Source organism: Acetobacter sicerae, assembly GCF_011516765.1.
Taxonomy (GTDB): Bacteria; Pseudomonadota; Alphaproteobacteria; order Acetobacterales; family Acetobacteraceae; genus Acetobacter; species Acetobacter sicerae.
In genome coordinates this window covers 78,884-94,817 of sequence record NZ_JAAABN010000005.1, presented here as the reverse complement: position 1 = coordinate 94,817, position 15,934 = coordinate 78,884, and the positions used below count along the sequence as shown (strand labels likewise).

At 57.7% G+C, this 15,934-nt stretch carries 26 protein-coding genes; all 26 read right to left on the bottom strand.

What is annotated here, in order from left to right; genetic code table 11:
* Nucleotides 1-157 precede the first annotated feature (157 nt).
* The gene (locus tag GVI59_RS07370) at nt 158-1,048 is read right to left on the bottom strand and encodes a TIGR01459 family HAD-type hydrolase (protein ID WP_173573644.1); all 891 of its coding nucleotides are present in this window, start codon (nt 1,046-1,048) and stop codon (nt 158-160) included.
* Nucleotides 1,045-2,118: a quinone-dependent dihydroorotate dehydrogenase gene (locus tag GVI59_RS07365; protein WP_173573643.1), complete on the bottom strand. Its 1,074-nt coding sequence runs from the start codon at nt 2,116-2,118 to the stop codon at nt 1,045-1,047. Before GVI59_RS07365 ends, GVI59_RS07370 begins: the two co-directional genes overlap by 4 nt.
* Before the next feature lie 294 nt (nt 2,119-2,412).
* Nucleotides 2,413-2,589, bottom strand: coding sequence for a DUF1328 domain-containing protein (locus tag GVI59_RS07360; RefSeq protein WP_173573642.1), 177 nt, complete (start codon nt 2,587-2,589; stop codon nt 2,413-2,415).
* Nucleotides 2,590-2,712: 123 nt separating this feature from the next.
* On the bottom strand, nt 2,713-2,940 hold the full coding sequence (locus GVI59_RS07355) for a hypothetical protein (RefSeq protein ID WP_173573641.1): 228 nt from the start codon (nt 2,938-2,940) through the stop codon (nt 2,713-2,715).
* 69 nt (nt 2,941-3,009) lie between these two features.
* A complete protein-coding gene (locus GVI59_RS07350) occupies nt 3,010-3,801 on the bottom strand; it encodes an ABC transporter ATP-binding protein (protein WP_173573640.1) in 792 nt (263 codons plus the stop codon).
* Nucleotides 3,798-4,565, bottom strand: coding sequence for an ABC transporter permease (locus tag GVI59_RS07345; RefSeq protein WP_173573639.1), 768 nt, complete (start codon nt 4,563-4,565; stop codon nt 3,798-3,800). The genes GVI59_RS07350 and GVI59_RS07345 overlap by 4 nt, the downstream gene beginning before the upstream one ends.
* A 22-nt stretch (nt 4,566-4,587) precedes the next feature.
* Entirely contained in the window at nt 4,588-5,634 is a 1,047-nt protein-coding gene (locus tag GVI59_RS07340; RefSeq protein ID WP_173573638.1) for an ABC transporter substrate-binding protein, read from the bottom strand.
* A 282-nt stretch (nt 5,635-5,916) separates the two neighbouring features.
* On the bottom strand, nt 5,917-6,342 hold the full coding sequence (rplQ, locus tag GVI59_RS07335; RefSeq protein ID WP_173573637.1) for a 50S ribosomal protein L17: 426 nt from the start codon (nt 6,340-6,342) through the stop codon (nt 5,917-5,919).
* A gap of 24 nt (nt 6,343-6,366) precedes the next feature.
* Complete coding sequence (locus GVI59_RS07330) at nt 6,367-7,386, bottom strand: DNA-directed RNA polymerase subunit alpha (RefSeq protein ID WP_173573636.1); 1,020 nt, start codon at nt 7,384-7,386, stop codon at nt 6,367-6,369.
* A 125-nt stretch (nt 7,387-7,511) separates the two neighbouring features.
* Complete coding sequence (gene rpsK / locus GVI59_RS07325; RefSeq protein WP_010666031.1) at nt 7,512-7,904, bottom strand: 30S ribosomal protein S11; 393 nt, start codon at nt 7,902-7,904, stop codon at nt 7,512-7,514.
* Nucleotides 7,905-8,014: 110 nt separating this feature from the next.
* Nucleotides 8,015-8,392 (bottom strand): 30S ribosomal protein S13, encoded by a 378-nt coding sequence (gene rpsM / locus GVI59_RS07320; RefSeq protein WP_010666032.1) that lies wholly within the window; start codon nt 8,390-8,392, stop codon nt 8,015-8,017.
* A gap of 139 nt (nt 8,393-8,531) precedes the next feature.
* Nucleotides 8,532-9,200 carry an adenylate kinase gene (locus tag GVI59_RS07315; protein WP_173573635.1) on the bottom strand — a complete coding sequence of 223 codons (669 nt, stop codon included), beginning with the start codon at nt 9,198-9,200 and terminating at the stop codon, nt 8,532-8,534.
* Entirely contained in the window at nt 9,197-10,558 is a 1,362-nt protein-coding gene (secY, locus tag GVI59_RS07310; RefSeq protein ID WP_173573634.1) for a preprotein translocase subunit SecY, read from the bottom strand. The genes GVI59_RS07315 and secY overlap by 4 nt, the downstream gene beginning before the upstream one ends.
* 124 nt (nt 10,559-10,682) lie before the next feature.
* Complete coding sequence (gene rplO / locus GVI59_RS07305; RefSeq protein ID WP_010666036.1) at nt 10,683-11,174, bottom strand: 50S ribosomal protein L15; 492 nt, start codon at nt 11,172-11,174, stop codon at nt 10,683-10,685.
* Nucleotide 11,175: 1 nt separating this feature from the next.
* Nucleotides 11,176-11,361: a 50S ribosomal protein L30 gene (rpmD, locus tag GVI59_RS07300; RefSeq protein ID WP_010666037.1), complete on the bottom strand. Its 186-nt coding sequence runs from the start codon at nt 11,359-11,361 to the stop codon at nt 11,176-11,178.
* Complete coding sequence (gene rpsE, locus GVI59_RS07295; protein ID WP_010666038.1) at nt 11,354-11,932, bottom strand: 30S ribosomal protein S5; 579 nt, start codon at nt 11,930-11,932, stop codon at nt 11,354-11,356. The genes rpmD and rpsE overlap by 8 nt, the downstream gene beginning before the upstream one ends.
* Nucleotides 11,933-11,945: 13 nt before the next feature.
* A complete protein-coding gene (gene rplR, locus GVI59_RS07290) occupies nt 11,946-12,308 on the bottom strand; it encodes a 50S ribosomal protein L18 (protein ID WP_173573633.1) in 363 nt (120 codons plus the stop codon).
* Nucleotides 12,308-12,841: a 50S ribosomal protein L6 gene (gene rplF, locus GVI59_RS07285; protein WP_173573632.1), complete on the bottom strand. Its 534-nt coding sequence runs from the start codon at nt 12,839-12,841 to the stop codon at nt 12,308-12,310. The genes rplR and rplF overlap by 1 nt, the downstream gene beginning before the upstream one ends.
* A gap of 10 nt (nt 12,842-12,851) precedes the next feature.
* Entirely contained in the window at nt 12,852-13,250 is a 399-nt protein-coding gene (rpsH, locus tag GVI59_RS07280) for a 30S ribosomal protein S8 (protein WP_010666041.1), read from the bottom strand.
* Between the two features lie 9 nt (nt 13,251-13,259).
* Nucleotides 13,260-13,565 (bottom strand): 30S ribosomal protein S14, encoded by a 306-nt coding sequence (gene rpsN / locus GVI59_RS07275; protein WP_010666042.1) that lies wholly within the window; start codon nt 13,563-13,565, stop codon nt 13,260-13,262.
* 144 nt (nt 13,566-13,709) lie between these two features.
* Nucleotides 13,710-14,276, bottom strand: coding sequence for a 50S ribosomal protein L5 (gene rplE, locus GVI59_RS07270; protein WP_010666043.1), 567 nt, complete (start codon nt 14,274-14,276; stop codon nt 13,710-13,712).
* A gap of 10 nt (nt 14,277-14,286) precedes the next feature.
* Nucleotides 14,287-14,607 carry a 50S ribosomal protein L24 gene (gene rplX, locus GVI59_RS07265; protein WP_010666044.1) on the bottom strand — a complete coding sequence of 107 codons (321 nt, stop codon included), beginning with the start codon at nt 14,605-14,607 and terminating at the stop codon, nt 14,287-14,289.
* Entirely contained in the window at nt 14,607-14,975 is a 369-nt protein-coding gene (gene rplN / locus GVI59_RS07260; RefSeq protein WP_010666045.1) for a 50S ribosomal protein L14, read from the bottom strand. Before rplN ends, rplX begins: the two co-directional genes overlap by 1 nt.
* Nucleotides 14,976-14,991: 16 nt before the next feature.
* Complete coding sequence (rpsQ, locus tag GVI59_RS07255; RefSeq protein ID WP_099347534.1) at nt 14,992-15,264, bottom strand: 30S ribosomal protein S17; 273 nt, start codon at nt 15,262-15,264, stop codon at nt 14,992-14,994.
* An 11-nt stretch (nt 15,265-15,275) separates the two neighbouring features.
* Nucleotides 15,276-15,509: a 50S ribosomal protein L29 gene (gene rpmC / locus GVI59_RS07250; RefSeq protein WP_010666047.1), complete on the bottom strand. Its 234-nt coding sequence runs from the start codon at nt 15,507-15,509 to the stop codon at nt 15,276-15,278.
* Between the two features lies 1 nt (nt 15,510).
* On the bottom strand, nt 15,511-15,927 hold the full coding sequence (rplP, locus tag GVI59_RS07245) for a 50S ribosomal protein L16 (protein WP_010666048.1): 417 nt from the start codon (nt 15,925-15,927) through the stop codon (nt 15,511-15,513).
* Between the last annotated feature and the right edge of the window lie 7 nt (nt 15,928-15,934).

Here is a 15,934-nt window from a genome sequence, read left to right as displayed (position 1 = left end):
AATTTTATTCGAACACCTGCCATCCCCTCCTCTCCGGAAGGCTGTGCGACGTGTTCATAAAAAAAGCACGGCTCAGAACGAGCCGTGCCTCTGCATGGAACTGTTCAAAAGGAAGACCTCACAGCACCCTTGAGTCAGAACCCTCTATGTCAGCACCTTACAGAACAAATGCCGGGACACTCGCAACAGGCGCCAGCCCGGCCCCGTCTGCTTCTTCCTGCGCCAGCGCCGGATCATCCGCCAGCCCTTCTCCGTGAATACCCGCCAGCACCCACAGCGCATCCACGCCGACGTTCGCAGCCCCCCGAATATCGGTAGCCAGCGCATCGCCTGCCGCCAGAATACGGTTTTTCGGGATATCCCCCAGCAGTTCGAACACAGGCTCATAGACGGGCGGAAAGGGCTTGCCGATCCACTGCACCACGCCGCCTTTCTGCTCATAAGCCCGGGCCAGAAGTCCGGCGCAGATCAGGCGGACACCATCGCGCATCACTTCCATGTCCGGATTGGCGCAGATCATCGGCAGATCACGCACGGCGCAGGCCGAGAGAATCTCCAGATACGGCTCCAGTTCCGTCTGCCCCCGTCGTTCGTCCGGCCCCGTGTTCAGCACGAACGTCGCATCGGCAGGATTGCTGACAAGCTCCACGCCCAACCCCTCGAACATCGAGAGGTCGTGCTGGCCGCCGATATGAAACACCCGCTTGCCGAGCGTTTTCACCCACGGCCATGCTCGCGCCACCGACGGGTCCGTGCATCCGGCAAGGACGCGCCAGGTGACTTCACCGCTGGTGATGATTCCATCGTAAAGCGAACCATCCACACCCATCGTCGCCAGCTGATCACGGATGATCGCCGCCGGACGCGGAGCATTGGACAGCAGGACAATGCGCTTACCCCGTTCTTTCAGAGCACGAAGGCAGTCGAGCACGCCCGGAAAAGGCCGGACCCCGTTATGCACGGTCCCCCAGAGATCGACGATGAAGCCGTCATAGCGATCCACCAGCGGGGCAATGCCCTGAAGCGCCTCAATCTTCCTCTGACTCACAGATCCGCTCCTTTCAGATCACCGATCGATTCGACGCCCTGCTCACGCATGATGCCCTGCACTTCGCGTTTGAGACGTCCAATGAGAGCCGGTCCTTCATACGCAAAGGCGGAATACACCTGCACCAGATCCGCGCCGGCGCGGATCCGGTCCACCACGTCCGCGCCGGTTTCGATCCCACCGCATCCGATCAGCGCCAGACGCCCGTTCACGAGCCGGGCGACTTCCCGCAGCATGGTCAGCGCCCGCCCCCGCAAGGGACGACCCGAGAGGCCACCAGCTTCACCGGCAAAACGACTGCGGAGCGTTGCGGGGCGAGCCAGTGTCGTATTGCTGATGATCAGACCATCCGCACCGCCCGCGACGGCAGCTTCCACGATCGGCGCGATTTCTTCATCCGCAAGATCAGGAGCAAGCTTGACCAGCAAAGGCGGCCGTTCCTCATGCACCGCTGAAATGGCGGAGAGAAGTCCGGCCAGACGTTCCGCTCCCTGAAGCGAGCGCAGTCCCGGCGTGTTGGGAGAGGACAGGTTCAGCACGACGTAATCGGCGTAATGCTTCACGCGTCGGATCAGGTCCGGATAGTCCTTTTCAGGATCAGCGCCGACCTTGTTGATACCGAGATTGGCGCCGACCGGCACACCGGGATGATACCCCTTGCCACGCTGAAGCTTTGCCAGACGCACGGCGAACCGGTCGATCCCGTCATTGTTGAACCCCATGCGATTGATGACCGCACGGTCTTCATCCAGCCGGAACAGGCGGGGTTTCGGGTTGCCGACCTGCGGGCGTGGCGTCACCGTTCCCGCTTCGACAAAACCGAAGCCGATCCGCGCCAGAGGGCGGATGACACGGCCGTTCTTGTCGAAACCCGCCGCCATGCCGATAGGATTGGGAAAGCGCATGCCCAGCGTCCGCACAGCAAGAGCCGGGTCATCTTTCTGGCGTTTGGCCGGGACACCGACGCCCAGTGACAGAGCGTCGATGGCAAGCTTATGTGCCTGCTCAGGATCGAGCTTCCTGACGAGGGGAAGCATGGGAGAAATCAGAATATCAGTCAGGTCTTTCATGACGCGGATGCTGCCTGATCAGCGACCATCTGAAAAGGGGAGCATGACGGAGACTGGCTCCATGCCTGACCCTGATCCTTATTCTTCAGGAGCGCACTCCCTGCGGAGATCATGCGAAAGCAGAGCTCTGCCCTTCCTCCATGTATTTCAACAAGCCGGGATTAAAATTGTGGGTTCAGGAGAAAACCCAGACACGTCATGGACCTGTCTTTGCAAACGATCCAAACGCCATAAAAAAACGGAAACACCTTCCGATGCTTCCGTTTTCTTTCTCCCGTGTGACGGCTCCCCGCCCTATCTGGAAGCGGCCCCCACACCTATGATTACCAGCGCGAACAGCACCACGCAGATGATCACAGCGATAAAGAACAGAATTTTCGCCATGCCTGCAGCAGCACTGGAGATGCCCCCAAACCCGAACAGGCCTGCGACGATCGAAACAATCAGAAAAAACAGAGCCAGCCTGAGCACGTCTCTTCTCCTATGGTGAGAATGTATTACTAGCCATAAACAGCTACTGTGCGAGCGGGTTGCATAAAAAACTGAATCTAATAGGAAATTCTTTCAGAAAATTTCGCTCATCAAGAGCTAGTTTTACCGACGCGCCAGCCACGCTCCAAAGACGCTTCCCACAAGCAAGGCAATACCAACAGTCAAACGGGGCGTATCCACGGTGACATCCCGCAACACGTCACAGCCATCTTCAAGGATATCGCTCAGGCGTGAACCTGTAGCCTGTGCGCCACCAGAAATGGTGTCCTGGAGAGACTCAATACCACTTTCCAGAGTGTAGTTGTCCTCATCGGGGTGACTGTTAGCCATTACCTTCTCCTCTTTCAGGCTTCAGGAGCCGTGCTCTACTTCAGCTTCATATCCCGATAACGCCCGGGTTTATATCTCCGCCGCCTGCCAGTAAGGCGTATTCCCCGGATCTTCCTCACCCGCGATCAGGCTTCTCAGACGACCGGCCAGCGCCCGCAGCCCCGGAGAGGACGGATCACGGGGCCGTTGCCCCACCCTGAGATCGCCTCGTACGGATGCCGGTTTTCCTGCCAGCACGATAATACGGTCCGCCAGCAGTAACGCCTCGTCAATGTCATGGGTCACAAACAGCACGGTTTTTTTCGTCTTCTGCCAGATCGCCAGCAGTTCGGTCTGAAGACTCTTTCGCGTGATCGCGTCCAGCGCACCGAAAGGTTCATCCATGAGCAGCAGATCGGGATTCACCGTCAGCGCCCGCGCAACGCCCACGCGCTGTCGCTGACCGCCGGAAAGCTGACGCGGCCAGCGGGTGGCTTCGGCGGAAAGCTTCACAAGCTCCAGAGCTTCCTCAGCCCGCTGACGCCGCTCACTCCGGCTAAGCCCAAGCCCTTCCAGACCAAGCTCCACATTTCCCCGCACCGTCCGCCAGGGCATCAGCCGTGCATCCTGAAACACCAGCGCGGACCGTCGGCTTCCGGTCTGCTCACGAGCGGTCGACAGTGTCGTCGTCCCTTCGGTCGGTGCGATCAGCCCCATGATCACACGCAGAAGAGTCGATTTCCCCACGCCGGACGGACCAAGAACCGCGACGAACTGGCCTTCCTCGATGTCCAGATCGACATGACGGAAAATGAAATTTTTTCCGCCATCATGAGAAAGGCCCGCATCCTGTACACGCACCAGAGATGTCATGTCACTCATCCCTGCCACCTCAGAAGACGGTCACGCACCAGACCGAAGAGAAAGTCCGTCAGGGCGTAGAGACCTGCCATCGTAATCATGTAGACTACCACAATATCCGTCGCGAGAAGACTGGACGCCTGCATCATGCGCGCTCCCACTCCCGGCACGCCGAACAGTTCCGCCGCCACAACCGACATCCAGCCCTGGCCCAGACCGGTCCGCAGGCCCGCCAGCAGACCCGGCATCGCGGCGGGCAGTGTCACATAGTGCAGACGCGCCAGAAATCCACGATGCCCGAAAGCAGCCGCCACTTCATACAGTTCCTGATCCACCGATTTCACGGCCCCGTAGGCGGCGTAGAAATTGATCCAGAAGACCGAGATGGCGATGACGAAAGTTGCGCCCACATTGTTCAGGCCGAACCAGAGAATGGCGAATGGCACCCAGGCCAGTCCGGGTATCGGTCGCAGCAGGCGCACGATACCCCCTGTCAGGGCGTCCACCAGAGGAACAGAGGCACAGACAAGTCCTGCACCGGCTCCCAGAACAGAACCGATCAGCAACCCGGCGACATAGTGAACAAGACTGTCCTTGATGGCCTGCACCCAGAAGCCACCTGATACTTCCGAGACAAAAGCCGCCCAGAGTTCGGTTGGCGCGGGGAGCAGACCGGGAGGCACGAGATGAAACTGCACTGACGCCTGCCAGATTGCCAACAGCAACAGCAGACCGACGGCGCCAAGACCTGCCCGGCCTCCAGCGCCTATACGCAAACCATTCATCCCGAATCCTCTAATCCTGCGCTTAGGGCGCAGGCTGACGCCACATCTTCAGATCAAACAGATCCTCTACCGGTAATGCCGAACGCAGAACACCCTGCTGCACCTCAAAATCCTGAAGCGCCTTCACACCTGGAATGATTTTCTCAGGATCAGAAACGAACTGCGCCGCTGAGTTCTTCAGAGCCTGTTCGATCACTGCGGGCTTCATCAGTCCACCTCCAAGGGCTTTCGCCACAAAAGGAGCGGCCTCTTCCGGATGCGCTGCAATAAGATCTGTTCCCTTGACGAACAGCGATGTCAGTTTTCCTGACCAGACCGCATGTTCAGCTGAATTCGGGCTGACCACCGCGAGAACCGATCCCGGCTGTCCCGGCAGCAGATCGTGCCCTGTCGCCAGAATGCGGGCTTCCGGAACCCGCGCCTGAATAATGGTCAGGGCTGGCTCACGCAGGATGGCGGCGTCAACCGCCTGCGCCAGAAACGCCTGCTGTGCTGCATCAATATCAATGCCCACAATATCGACGGTGGAAAGATCCTGACCTTCCTGCGCTTTCAGCCAGTAACGCAGAACCGTATCCGGCACGGAACCTGTCGGCTGCGCCGCAATCTTGGGCTTACGTCCGGCAGCTTTCGTGAAATCCCCGATGCGGGCGGTCAGCTGTTCCTTTGTCAGCCCACCAGGCTTCGCGGCATCCAGCCCTTCGGCGAGCTTGCCGCGTGAGATCACTGACAGCTCCTCAATAGCCCCGCTGGCGACGACCTTCACGTCTACACCGCGCGATCTCACCTGCAGCAACGGCAGGACACCGGCGACATAAGCGTCAATACGCCCGGCGACGAGCGCCTGAATGGCCTGCGGACCGGAGGTGAACCTGACCAGTTCCAGATCCAGTCCTGCCGCTTTCGCCCATCCTTCTCCGTCCACAACAAACAATGCGGACGATCCGAGAACCGGAATATAGCCAACGCGAACCGGGGCTGCGGTCGCTGCCTGCGCAACGGCAAGTGTCATGCCGGCAACGGCGACCACGCCCGTCACCAGCTTTTTGAATTTATTCCGGAACGTCATAAACGACCCCTGTTCGCGAGTGCATCACTGAAGATTTAGCAGCTCTATCACTCCGAGGAGCGCGCAACAACAATACAAACAAAAAATGATCGTTGTTTTTGATTACCACTATTCTATTTTGTGTTTATTGAGTCGATTTTCAGAAATCGCAGCAAAGGGAATCAGGACCAAAGCTGGCCGCGCTCTGCATAGGGTTCGAGGCACCCCCTAAACGACCATCTTCCTCGCATTTACGCAAAAAAAAACCGGCCCAAAGGACCGGTTTTTCTAAACTGAAATGGCTTAGGCAGCCAGATCAGCCTCTTCGTGAGCGACAGGACGCGGACCGCTGTCCTGACCCTTCGCATTCACGTCACGATCGACCAGCTCGATCACAGCCATGTCAGCCGCATCGCCATAACGAACGCCAGCTTTCAGGACGCGGGTGTAACCACCGGTGCGAGCCTTGTAGCGGTCAGCGACAGCCGAGAACAGCTTGCTGACAATCGTGTCATCACGCAGCTGGGCATAAGCCTGACGACGAGCATGCAGATCACCGCGCTTACCGAGCGTGATCAGCTTCTCGACAACCGGACGAAGTTCTTTCGCCTTCGGCAGAGTCGTCGTGATCTGTTCGTGCTTGATAAGAGCGACCGCCATGTTGCGGAACATCGCTGCACGATGGGTGGAGGTAACGCCGAGCTTCCGACCGGCAACACCATGACGCATTGTTAAGTCTCCTGTTGTCGCGGATCAGAAGGGCTCGTCGAGCCGCTTCGCCAGATCCTCAATATTCTCCGGCGGCCACGCCGGAACATTCATGCCAAGTGAAAGTCCCATGGTGGTGAGGACTTCCTTGATCTCGTTCAGTGATTTACGACCGAAGTTCGGCGTACGGAGCATTTCCTGCTCGGTCTTCTGAACCAGATCACCAATATAGATGATGTTGTCGTTCTTCAGGCAGTTCGCCGAACGCACCGACAGCTCAAGCTCGTCAACCTTACGCAGCAGGTTACGGTTGAACGGCAGGTCATCCTGCGGCTCCGTCGTGACGACAGGACGCGGTTCGTCGAAGTTGATGAACAGCTGCAGCTGATCCTGAAGAATACGCGCCGCCAGAGCGACAGCATCCTCAGGCGTCACGGCGCCATTCGTCTCAACCGTCAGCAGCAGACGATCATAGTCGGTCACCTGACCCACACGGGTCGGCTCGACCTTGTATGACACGCGCTTCACCGGCGAATAGATCGCGTCGATGGGGATAAGCCCGATCGGTGCGTCTTCCGGACGGTTTGCCGCAGCCGGAACATAGCCTTTGCCGATGTTCACGGTGAATTCCATACCCAGCTTCTCACCCTCATCGAGGGTGCAGATGACCAGATCCGGATTCATGATCTCGATGCCATGGCCCGTCTGGATCTGACCGGCCTTGACTTCGCCCGGTCCGGTCGCCGTCAGCACCATGCGCTTCGGGCCCTCGCCGTGCATGCTGAGAGCGAGCTGCTTGATGTTCAGGACGATGTCCGTAACGTCTTCACGCACACCCGGCACAGCCGAGAATTCATGCAGAACGCCGTCGATCTGGATCGCGGTGATCGCCGCGCCCTGAAGAGAAGAAAGAAGAACGCGACGCAGAGCATTCCCGAGCGTCATACCAAAGCCACGTTCCAGCGGCTCGGCAACGATCGTCGCCACGCGAGACGGGACGGAGCCGGGTTCGACTTCCAGCTTCTCCGGCTTGATCAGTGATTGCCAGTTTTTCTGGAGCACCAAGGTCTCGGCCTTTCAATAAGGGGGCCGCAACAAGACGGCGGAAACCCCGACCGAAAGCCGGGGCAACTTCAATAAAGACCCTACCCCGGAAAGTGGCGGACCACTTTCCGGAACAGGAACCTCAATCAGACGCGACGACGCTTGCGCGGACGGCAGCCGTTGTGCGGCACAGGCGTCAGATCGCGAATCGAGGCGATCTGGAAGCCAACAGCCTGAAGAGCACGCAGAGCGCTCTCACGTCCCGAACCCGGACCCGACACTTCGATGTCCAGCGTTTCCATACCGTGCTCGCGAGCCTTGCGGCCTGCGTCTTCAGCAGCAACCTGTGCCGCATACGGTGTGGACTTACGCGAACCCTTGAAACCCTGCGCGCCAGCGGAAGACCATGCGATGGCATTCCCCTGCGCGTCGGAAATCGTGATCATCGTGTTGTTGAACGTGGAGAGCACATGCGCCACGCCCGAGATAATGTTCTTGCGTTCTTTCTTGCGGATACGCGGTGCAGCGGCCTTCGCCATGTCTGTCGCCTTGCCTTTTCACTGTAAGGGCGGATTGAGCCCGCCCGGCAACTGCCGGCACAAAACCGGCAGATACCTGAATTTGTCTGATACGCCCGCAGGCGTATTGATTAACGCGCTACTTTCTTCTTACCGGCGATGGCAACAGCCTTACCCTTACGGGTGCGCGCATTGGTATGCGTCCGCTGTCCATGCACAGGCAGGCCGCGACGGTGGCGAAGGCCACGGTAGCAACCGAGATCCATGAGACGCTTGATGTTCATCGCAACTTCACGACGGAGGTCACCCTCGACGCGGTAGTCGTTATCAATGGTCTCGCGGATCTTCATGATCTCGTCGTCGCTCAGTTCGTTGACGCGCTTCGCGTCAGGCAAACCAAGGTTCTTGCAGATCTGCTGAGCTTTTGTCTGACCGATGCCGTAAATATACTGCAGTCCGATCACAACACGTTTGTTCGTTGGGATATTAACGCCGGCAATACGCGCCACGCCACACACTCCTAGTCCGCCCGACTGCGCGTCCGGCGTTGATTCGAATTAATTTGCCGCCCTTTTGATCGCCAGGCGACCATGCGGTCCAGAGCGCGCGCAATAGACCGGGCAGGCATGAAGAGTCAATCCAGATAGATCACTTTTGCGTGAGCTTCTCGACTTCAGTCATCGTTGAATCGATCTGTCCGCTCACTTCATCGATCGGCGCCATACCATCAATGAACGCAACCATCACCTTTTCCTCATAATAAGGCAGGAGAGGAAGTGTCTCGTTGCGGTAGGCTGTCAGACGGGATGTCACCGTCTGACGGTTGTCATCCGCCCGACGCGTAAACTCATGCGAACCGCAGAGATCACATGTTTCGGCCACCTGTGTCGGCTTGGACACGTCATTGTAGCTCGCGCCACATTTGGCGCAGGAGAAACGACCGGCGATACGATCGGCCAGAGCGTCCTCATCCACTTCCAGCATCAGGACAACGTCAATCTTGCGGGAGAGGCGTGCGAGGACAACGTCCAGCGCCTCGGCCTGTGCCACCGTCCGCGGGAAGCCATCAAGAATGAAGCCTTTGGCGCAGTCAGGCTGCTGAATACGGGATTCCAGCATGCTAACGATGATCGTGTCGGGAACAAGCTTCCCGGCATCCATCAGCGACTTTGCTTCACGCCCGATATCGGAACCAGCCTTCACTTCAGCGCGCAGCATATCACCCGTTGAAATCTGGGCGATACCATAGCGCGCCTCAAGCCGCTTGGACTGGGTCCCTTTTCCCGCACCCGGCGGGCCAAGAAAAATAATATTCATTTGCGGACGATCCTCCGATTGGAACCGTTCTTTCTACTGCGTTGAATCAGCCCCTGATACTGGTGCGCCACCAGATGAGACTGGATCTGGGTGACCGTATCGATTGTCACCGACACGATGATGATCAGGCTTGTACCACCAAAATAGAAAGGCACATTATAGCGACTGATCAGGATCTGCGGCAGCAGACAGACAGCAACAAGATATAGCGCACCGATCGTCGTCAGACGGGTCAGAATTCCGTCGAAATAAGCCGCCGTCGATGCACCCGGACGAATCCCCGGAATAAATCCACTCTGCTTGCGCAGGTTGTCAGCCGTTTCTTCGGGATTAAACGTGACCGCCGCATAAAAGTAAGAGAAGAAGACGATCATCAGTGCATAGAACAGCATGTATAGCGGCTGCCCCTGCCCCAGAGACTGTCCCAGGAAGGACAGCCAGCCCGGCATCCCTTTTCCGTTCATGAAGCCCGCAATCGTTACGGGAATCAGAAGCACGGAAGAAGCAAAAATCGGTGGGATTACCCCGGCCGTATTGACCTTCAACGGCATATGCGTCGATTCGCCGCCAAAAACGCGATTACCCATCTGACGCTTGGGATACTGGATCACGACACGCCGCTGCGCCTGCTCCATGAACACGATGAAGACGATCGTGAGAGCCGCCAGCACAAGAAAAACCAGCACGAAGAACGGTGAGAGCGCGCCTGTGTATCCAAGCTGAAACAGCGTCGCCAGGGCATGAGGCAGATTGGCAACGATACCGGCGAAGATAATCAGTGAAATACCGTTGCCGACACCGCGGGACGTGATCTGTTCGCCAAGCCACATCAGGAACATCGTTCCGCCAACCAGCGTAAAAACGCAGGAGACGAGGAAAAAGAGTCCAGGATTGACCACGGCGGAACCGGCTGACGAACTCATTCGCTCAAGACCAACCGCAATGCCGTAAGCCTGAAAGAACGCGATCGCGACCGTCAGGTAACGGGTATACTGATTGAGCTTTTTCCGTCCATGTTCGCCCTCTTTCTTGAGAGCCTCCATCGAGGGAATGGCGGTCGACATCAACTGAATGATGATCGAAGCCGAAATGTAGGGCATGATGTTCAGTGCGAACACGGTCATACGCCCGAGAGCGCCGCCCGTGAACATGTCGAACATGCCCAGAATACCACCCTGATGCTGGGCCAGAAGCTGCCCCATCACCTTCGCGTCAATGCCCGGGACAGGGATATAGGTGCCCAGACGATAGACGATCAGGGCTCCCAGCGTGAACCAGATCCGCTTCTTGAGTTCCGTCGCCTTGGCGAAGGAGCCCAGATTGAAATTGGCCGCGAGTTGCTCAGCCGCCGAGGCCATACGCCTGTCCTTTCACAAAAAACAGCGCCACCGCAAAGCGGGGCGCTGTCGTGGCAGACACCAACGCCTGCAAATCAAACTTACATAACCCGGAAGACAGACTGAATCCGCCTCCCCAGTCATGTCAGGAAGCCGCGTTGGCTTCTTTCCGAGCTGCAACGAGAGTCTTTACAGATCCGCCAGCTTTCTCGACTGCTGCAATAGCCGATGCAGATGCACCAGCAACTTCAACAGTCACCGCCCGGGAAATCTCACCGTCAGCAAGCAGACGGATACCGGCATATTTGCCCGTACCGACCAGACCAGCCTTACGAAGAGCTTCCTCATTGATCACTGATCCGGCTTCAAGCTTACCATCAGCAATAGCCTTCTCAAGTGTACCAAGGTTCACCGGAGCATAGACCTTACGGAAGATATTCTTGAATCCCCGCTTCGGCATACGACGATACAGCGGAAGCTGACCACCCTCGAAGCCATTCAGGGAAACGCCTTCACGAGCCTTCTGACCTTTTACACCCTTACCCGAGGTCTTGCCCTTACCAGAGCCGATACCACGTCCAAGGCGCTTCTTGCGATAACGAGAACCCTCATTATCGCGGAGTTCATGAAGTTTCATTTCAATCCTCCACCTTCACCAGGTGGGCTACCTTGTTCAGCATACCCCGGATCGACGGTGTATCCTGCAGCTCGCGCGTACGACCGATCTTGTTCAGACCCAGACCGACGAGCGTTGCCTGCTGACCTGGCTTACGTCCGTTACCGGACGCAATCTGTGTAACACGAACAGTTTTGGCTTCAGACATCTGCGCCCTCCGCTACCTGCTCGCGCTTGCCAAGAATGTCAGAGACTTTCTTGCCACGACGGTTAGCAACTGCACGCGGGCTCGCACAACGCTCCAGCGCCGCGAACGTCGCCTTCACCATGTTATGCGGGTTACGCGTTCCAAGCGACTTGGCGACAACGTCGTTGATGCCAAGGCTTTCGAACACGGCGCGCATCGGACCACCAGCGATGATTCCTGTTCCAGCTTCCGCCGAACGAAGAACAACCTTACCAGCGCCGAAATGACCTGCGACGTCATGATGCAGCGTACGGCCTTCCTTCATGGGAACGCGGATCATGCCGCGCTTCGCCTTTTCAGTAGCCTTACGGATCGCTTCGGGAACTTCACGGGCCTTACCCGCTCCATATCCGACGCGACCTTTCTGATCACCCACAACAACCAGCGCAGCAAAAGCAAAGCGACGACCGCCCTTAACCACTTTTGCAACACGATTGATCGTCACGAGCTTGTCGATCAGATCATCGCCTTCACGGTCCTGACGCTGATCGCGGTCGCGACCACGACCACCTTCTCTCGGTTCACGTGCCATTACGCGCCCCTCCTCAGAACGAGAGACCGCCCTCGCGGGCAGCCTCCGCGAGCGCCTTGATGCGCCCATGATAGATATAGGAGCCGCGATCGAACACAACCTGCGTCACACCGGCGGCAACCGCACGCTCCGCGACAAGCTTGCCGATTGCCGATGCGGCATCCCGGTTTGCTCCAGTCGCACCGCCCGTACGGAACTCCTTGTCCAGAGAGGACGCTGCAGCGACCGTAAGGCCTGCGGCATCGTCGATCACCTGAGCATAGATGTTCTTGCCTGAACGGAACACCGACAGGCGCGGACGCCCGCCGGCCTTGCGGCGGAGCTGGAACCGAAGGCGCTTGCGCCGCCGTTCCCGCAATTCCTGCTGAGTGCTCATTACTTCTTCTTGCCTTCCTTGCGACGAATGGTCTCGGTCTCATAACGCACGCCCTTGCCCTTGTAGGGCTCCGGCTTACGGAAGTTGCGGATATCCAGCGCAACCTGACCGACACGCTGCTTGTCAATTCCTTCGACGACCACGGCTGTCGGACGCGGTGTCGTGATCTTGATTCCCTGAGGAATCGGATACACGACGTCATGGGAATAGCCGAGGTTCATAACAAGATTGGATCCCTGCACAGCAGCACGGAAACCCGTTCCTGTAATCTCCAGCGTCTTCGAATAGCCTTCGGAAACGCCCTTGACCATGGAAGCGACGAGAGCACGAGTCGTGCCCCACATCATCCGGGCCTGGGTCAGAGAACCGAGAGGCTTGACCGCAACCTTACCCTCGTCGACCGTCGTCTCAACTAGGGGAGACAATGGAAGCTTAAGCTCGCCGAGTTTACCCTTAGCCGTCAGAATGCCAGCATTGATGCTGACAGTCACTCCGGCAGGAACCTCAACGGGATATTTGCCTACGCGTGACATCTATCCCTCCTCAGAATACGCGGCAGAGAACTTCGCCGCCAACATTGGCGGCGCGAGCCTCTGCATCGGAGAGAACACCACGGGGGGTCGACAGGATCGACACACCAAGGCCAGCATAGACCCGCGGCAATTCCTTGATCTTGGAATAAACGCGACGTCCCGGACGCGACACGCGGTGGATCTCTTTGATCACCGGCTCGCCTTCCGAATATTTCAGCTCGATACGGATCTGGGAAATACCCTTACGGATTTCCTCAACCGCGAAGCCACGAATGTAGCCTTCACGCTTCAGAGCCTCAAGCACACTGGCGCGCAGCCGTGATGCCGGTGCAACACACGCGGCATGACGAGCGCGCTGTGCGTTACGGATACGGGTGAGCATATCACCCAAGGGATCAGAAAGTGACATTGCCGCCCCTTACCAGCTAGCCTTGACCACGCCCGGGATCTGGCCATTCGAAGCCAGGTCACGCAGCGCAATACGGCACAGCTCAAACTTACGGTAGTTACCGCGCGAACGACCTGTCAGCTTGCAGCGCAGGCGCACACGAACGCGGGAACCATTCCGGGGAAGCTCGGAAAGCTTGAGGGAAGCCTCAAAGCGATCTTCCATGGGAAGGGTGCGATCCATCACGATATTTTTAAGCGCCAGCCGCTTCGCTTTATCGCGCTGAGCCATATAGGCGCGCTTAGCGTTACGATTGACGGCGGAAATCTTGGCCATGCCTGATTTACCCTCCGGAACCTGCCGGACCATTCCAGCGGTTTTCCAAAACCTTACATACTACCTGACAGCAACAGAGTTCCCGTCAGGCTAAAACACCCTGCGCCCCACAAAGGACGCAGGGAACGATCAAGCCGTGTTGGCTCACCCCATAAAGGGAAGATCAAAAGCTTTCAAGAGCGCCTTTGCCTCGGCATCCGTCTTCGCGGTTGTCACGAAGATGATGTCCATGCCACGAACCTGGTCAACCTTGTCGTATTCGATCTCCGGGAAGATCAGCTGTTCTTTCAGCCCCAGAGCAAAGTTGCCACGTCCGTCAAAGCCCTTGTTCGCAGGCAGACCGCGGAAGTCACGAATACGAGGCATCGCAATCGTCACGAGACGATCAAGAAACTCATACATCCGTGCGCGACGCAGGGTTACCTTGCAGCCGATGGGAAGACCTTCACGGATCTTGAAACCCGCGATTGCTTTTTTCGCCACTGTCTTGACCGGACGCTGACCAGCGATCAGCATCATTTCATTCAGAGCAGCGTCAAGCTTCTTCTGGTCACCAGCAGCCTCGCCCACGCCCATGTTGAGAACGATCTTCTCAAGGCGGGGAACCTGCATCACATTCTTGTAGCCGAACTGCTCACGCAGCTTGCCGGCCAGCTCAGCTTCATATCGTGCCTTGAGGCGAGGGACGACGTGCGTATTTTCGGTAGCCATCAGTCCCTCCTCAGCCTTCGATCACTTCGCCGGTCGCCTTGGCGACACGAACCTTGCGACCATCATCAAGAACACGGAAACCAACCTTGGTCGGCTTACCGCTCTTCGGATCGATCAGAGCAAGGTTGGAGAGGTTCACCGGCGCTTCACGCTCGATGATACCACCTTCCTCACCCATGCGCGTTGCGCGCTTGTGGCGCTTTGCAACAGCAACGCCACGGACAACAGCTTTGTTCTCGACCGGCAGAACCGAGAGAACTTCACCGCGAACGCCCTTGGAAGACCCTGTCGTCACAACGACCGTGTCACCCTTTTTGATACGAGCAGCCATTACAGCACCTCCGGCGCCAGCGAGATGATCTTCATGAACTTGCGCGCACGCAGCTCACGGACAACCGGGCCAAAGATACGCGTACCGATGGGCTCCTGCTGCTTGTTGATCAGCACAGCCGCGTTGCGGTCGAAGCGAATCGCACTGCCGTCTGCACGACGCACCGGGTAGGACGTCCGAACGATGACGGCCTGATGGACGTCACCCTTCTTCACCTTGCCACGGGGAATCGCTTCCTTGACGGAAACGACGATCACGTCGCCGACCGAGGCAGACTTCCGCTTGGAACCGCCCAGCACCTTGATGCACTGCACCTGACGTGCGCCTGAATTATCGGCGACCTCGAGGTTGGTCTCGGGATGGATCATTTACCTTATACCCCTGTTACGCAGCGTTCCCGGACGCAGCACCACCAACGACTTCGCCGTTGCGTGAGATGACCGTCCAGGTCTTGCGCTTGGAAATCGGCGTGCATTCTTCGATGCGAACCGCGTCTCCAATCTTGCATACGTTAAGTTCATCATGCGCCGCATACTTCTTAGAGCGACGAATGAACTTCTTATAAAGCGGGTGCATGATACGACGATCGACAAGAACGGTAATCGTCTTGTCCATCTTGTCGCTGGTCACACGCCCGCTGAGAATGCGCTTAGGCATTAGCCGCTCCCTCAGGAATTGGCCGCAGCACCAGCCGCGGCAGTCTTCTTCGCAGCCTGAGCTACGATCGTCTTGATACGGGCAATATCGCGGCGCACAACGCGTACGCGGCTTGCCCCTTCATTCTGACCGGTGGCCTGCTGGAACCGAAGATTGAACTGCTCGCGCTTCAGATCAAGAAGAAGCGCCTGCAACTCATCAACGGATTTCACACGCAGATCAGCCGGCTTTAGTGCCTTGCTCATCTTATGCCTCTCCGATTCGGGTCACGAACTTCGTCTTGATCGGAAGTTTCGCAGCACCAAGAGCGAGCGCCTCACGCGCTACTTCTGGTGGAACCCCCTCGATCTCGAACAGGATACGACCCGGTCTAACACGGGCCACCCAGTATTCCGGAGATCCCTTGCCGGAGCCCATACGCACTTCGGCAGGTTTTGTCGAGACCGGAAGATCCGGAAAGATACGAATCCACACGCGACCAGCACGCTTCATCGCACGGGTGATCGCACGACGGGACGCCTCGATCTGGCGCGCCGTAATACGCTCCGGCTCAAGAGCCTTGAGACCGAACGCGCCGAAATTCAGCTGCGTGCCGCTCTTGGCCAAGCCATGAATGCGGCCCTTGTGGGCCTTGCGGAATTTAGTCCGCTTTGGAGAAAGCATTGTTCTC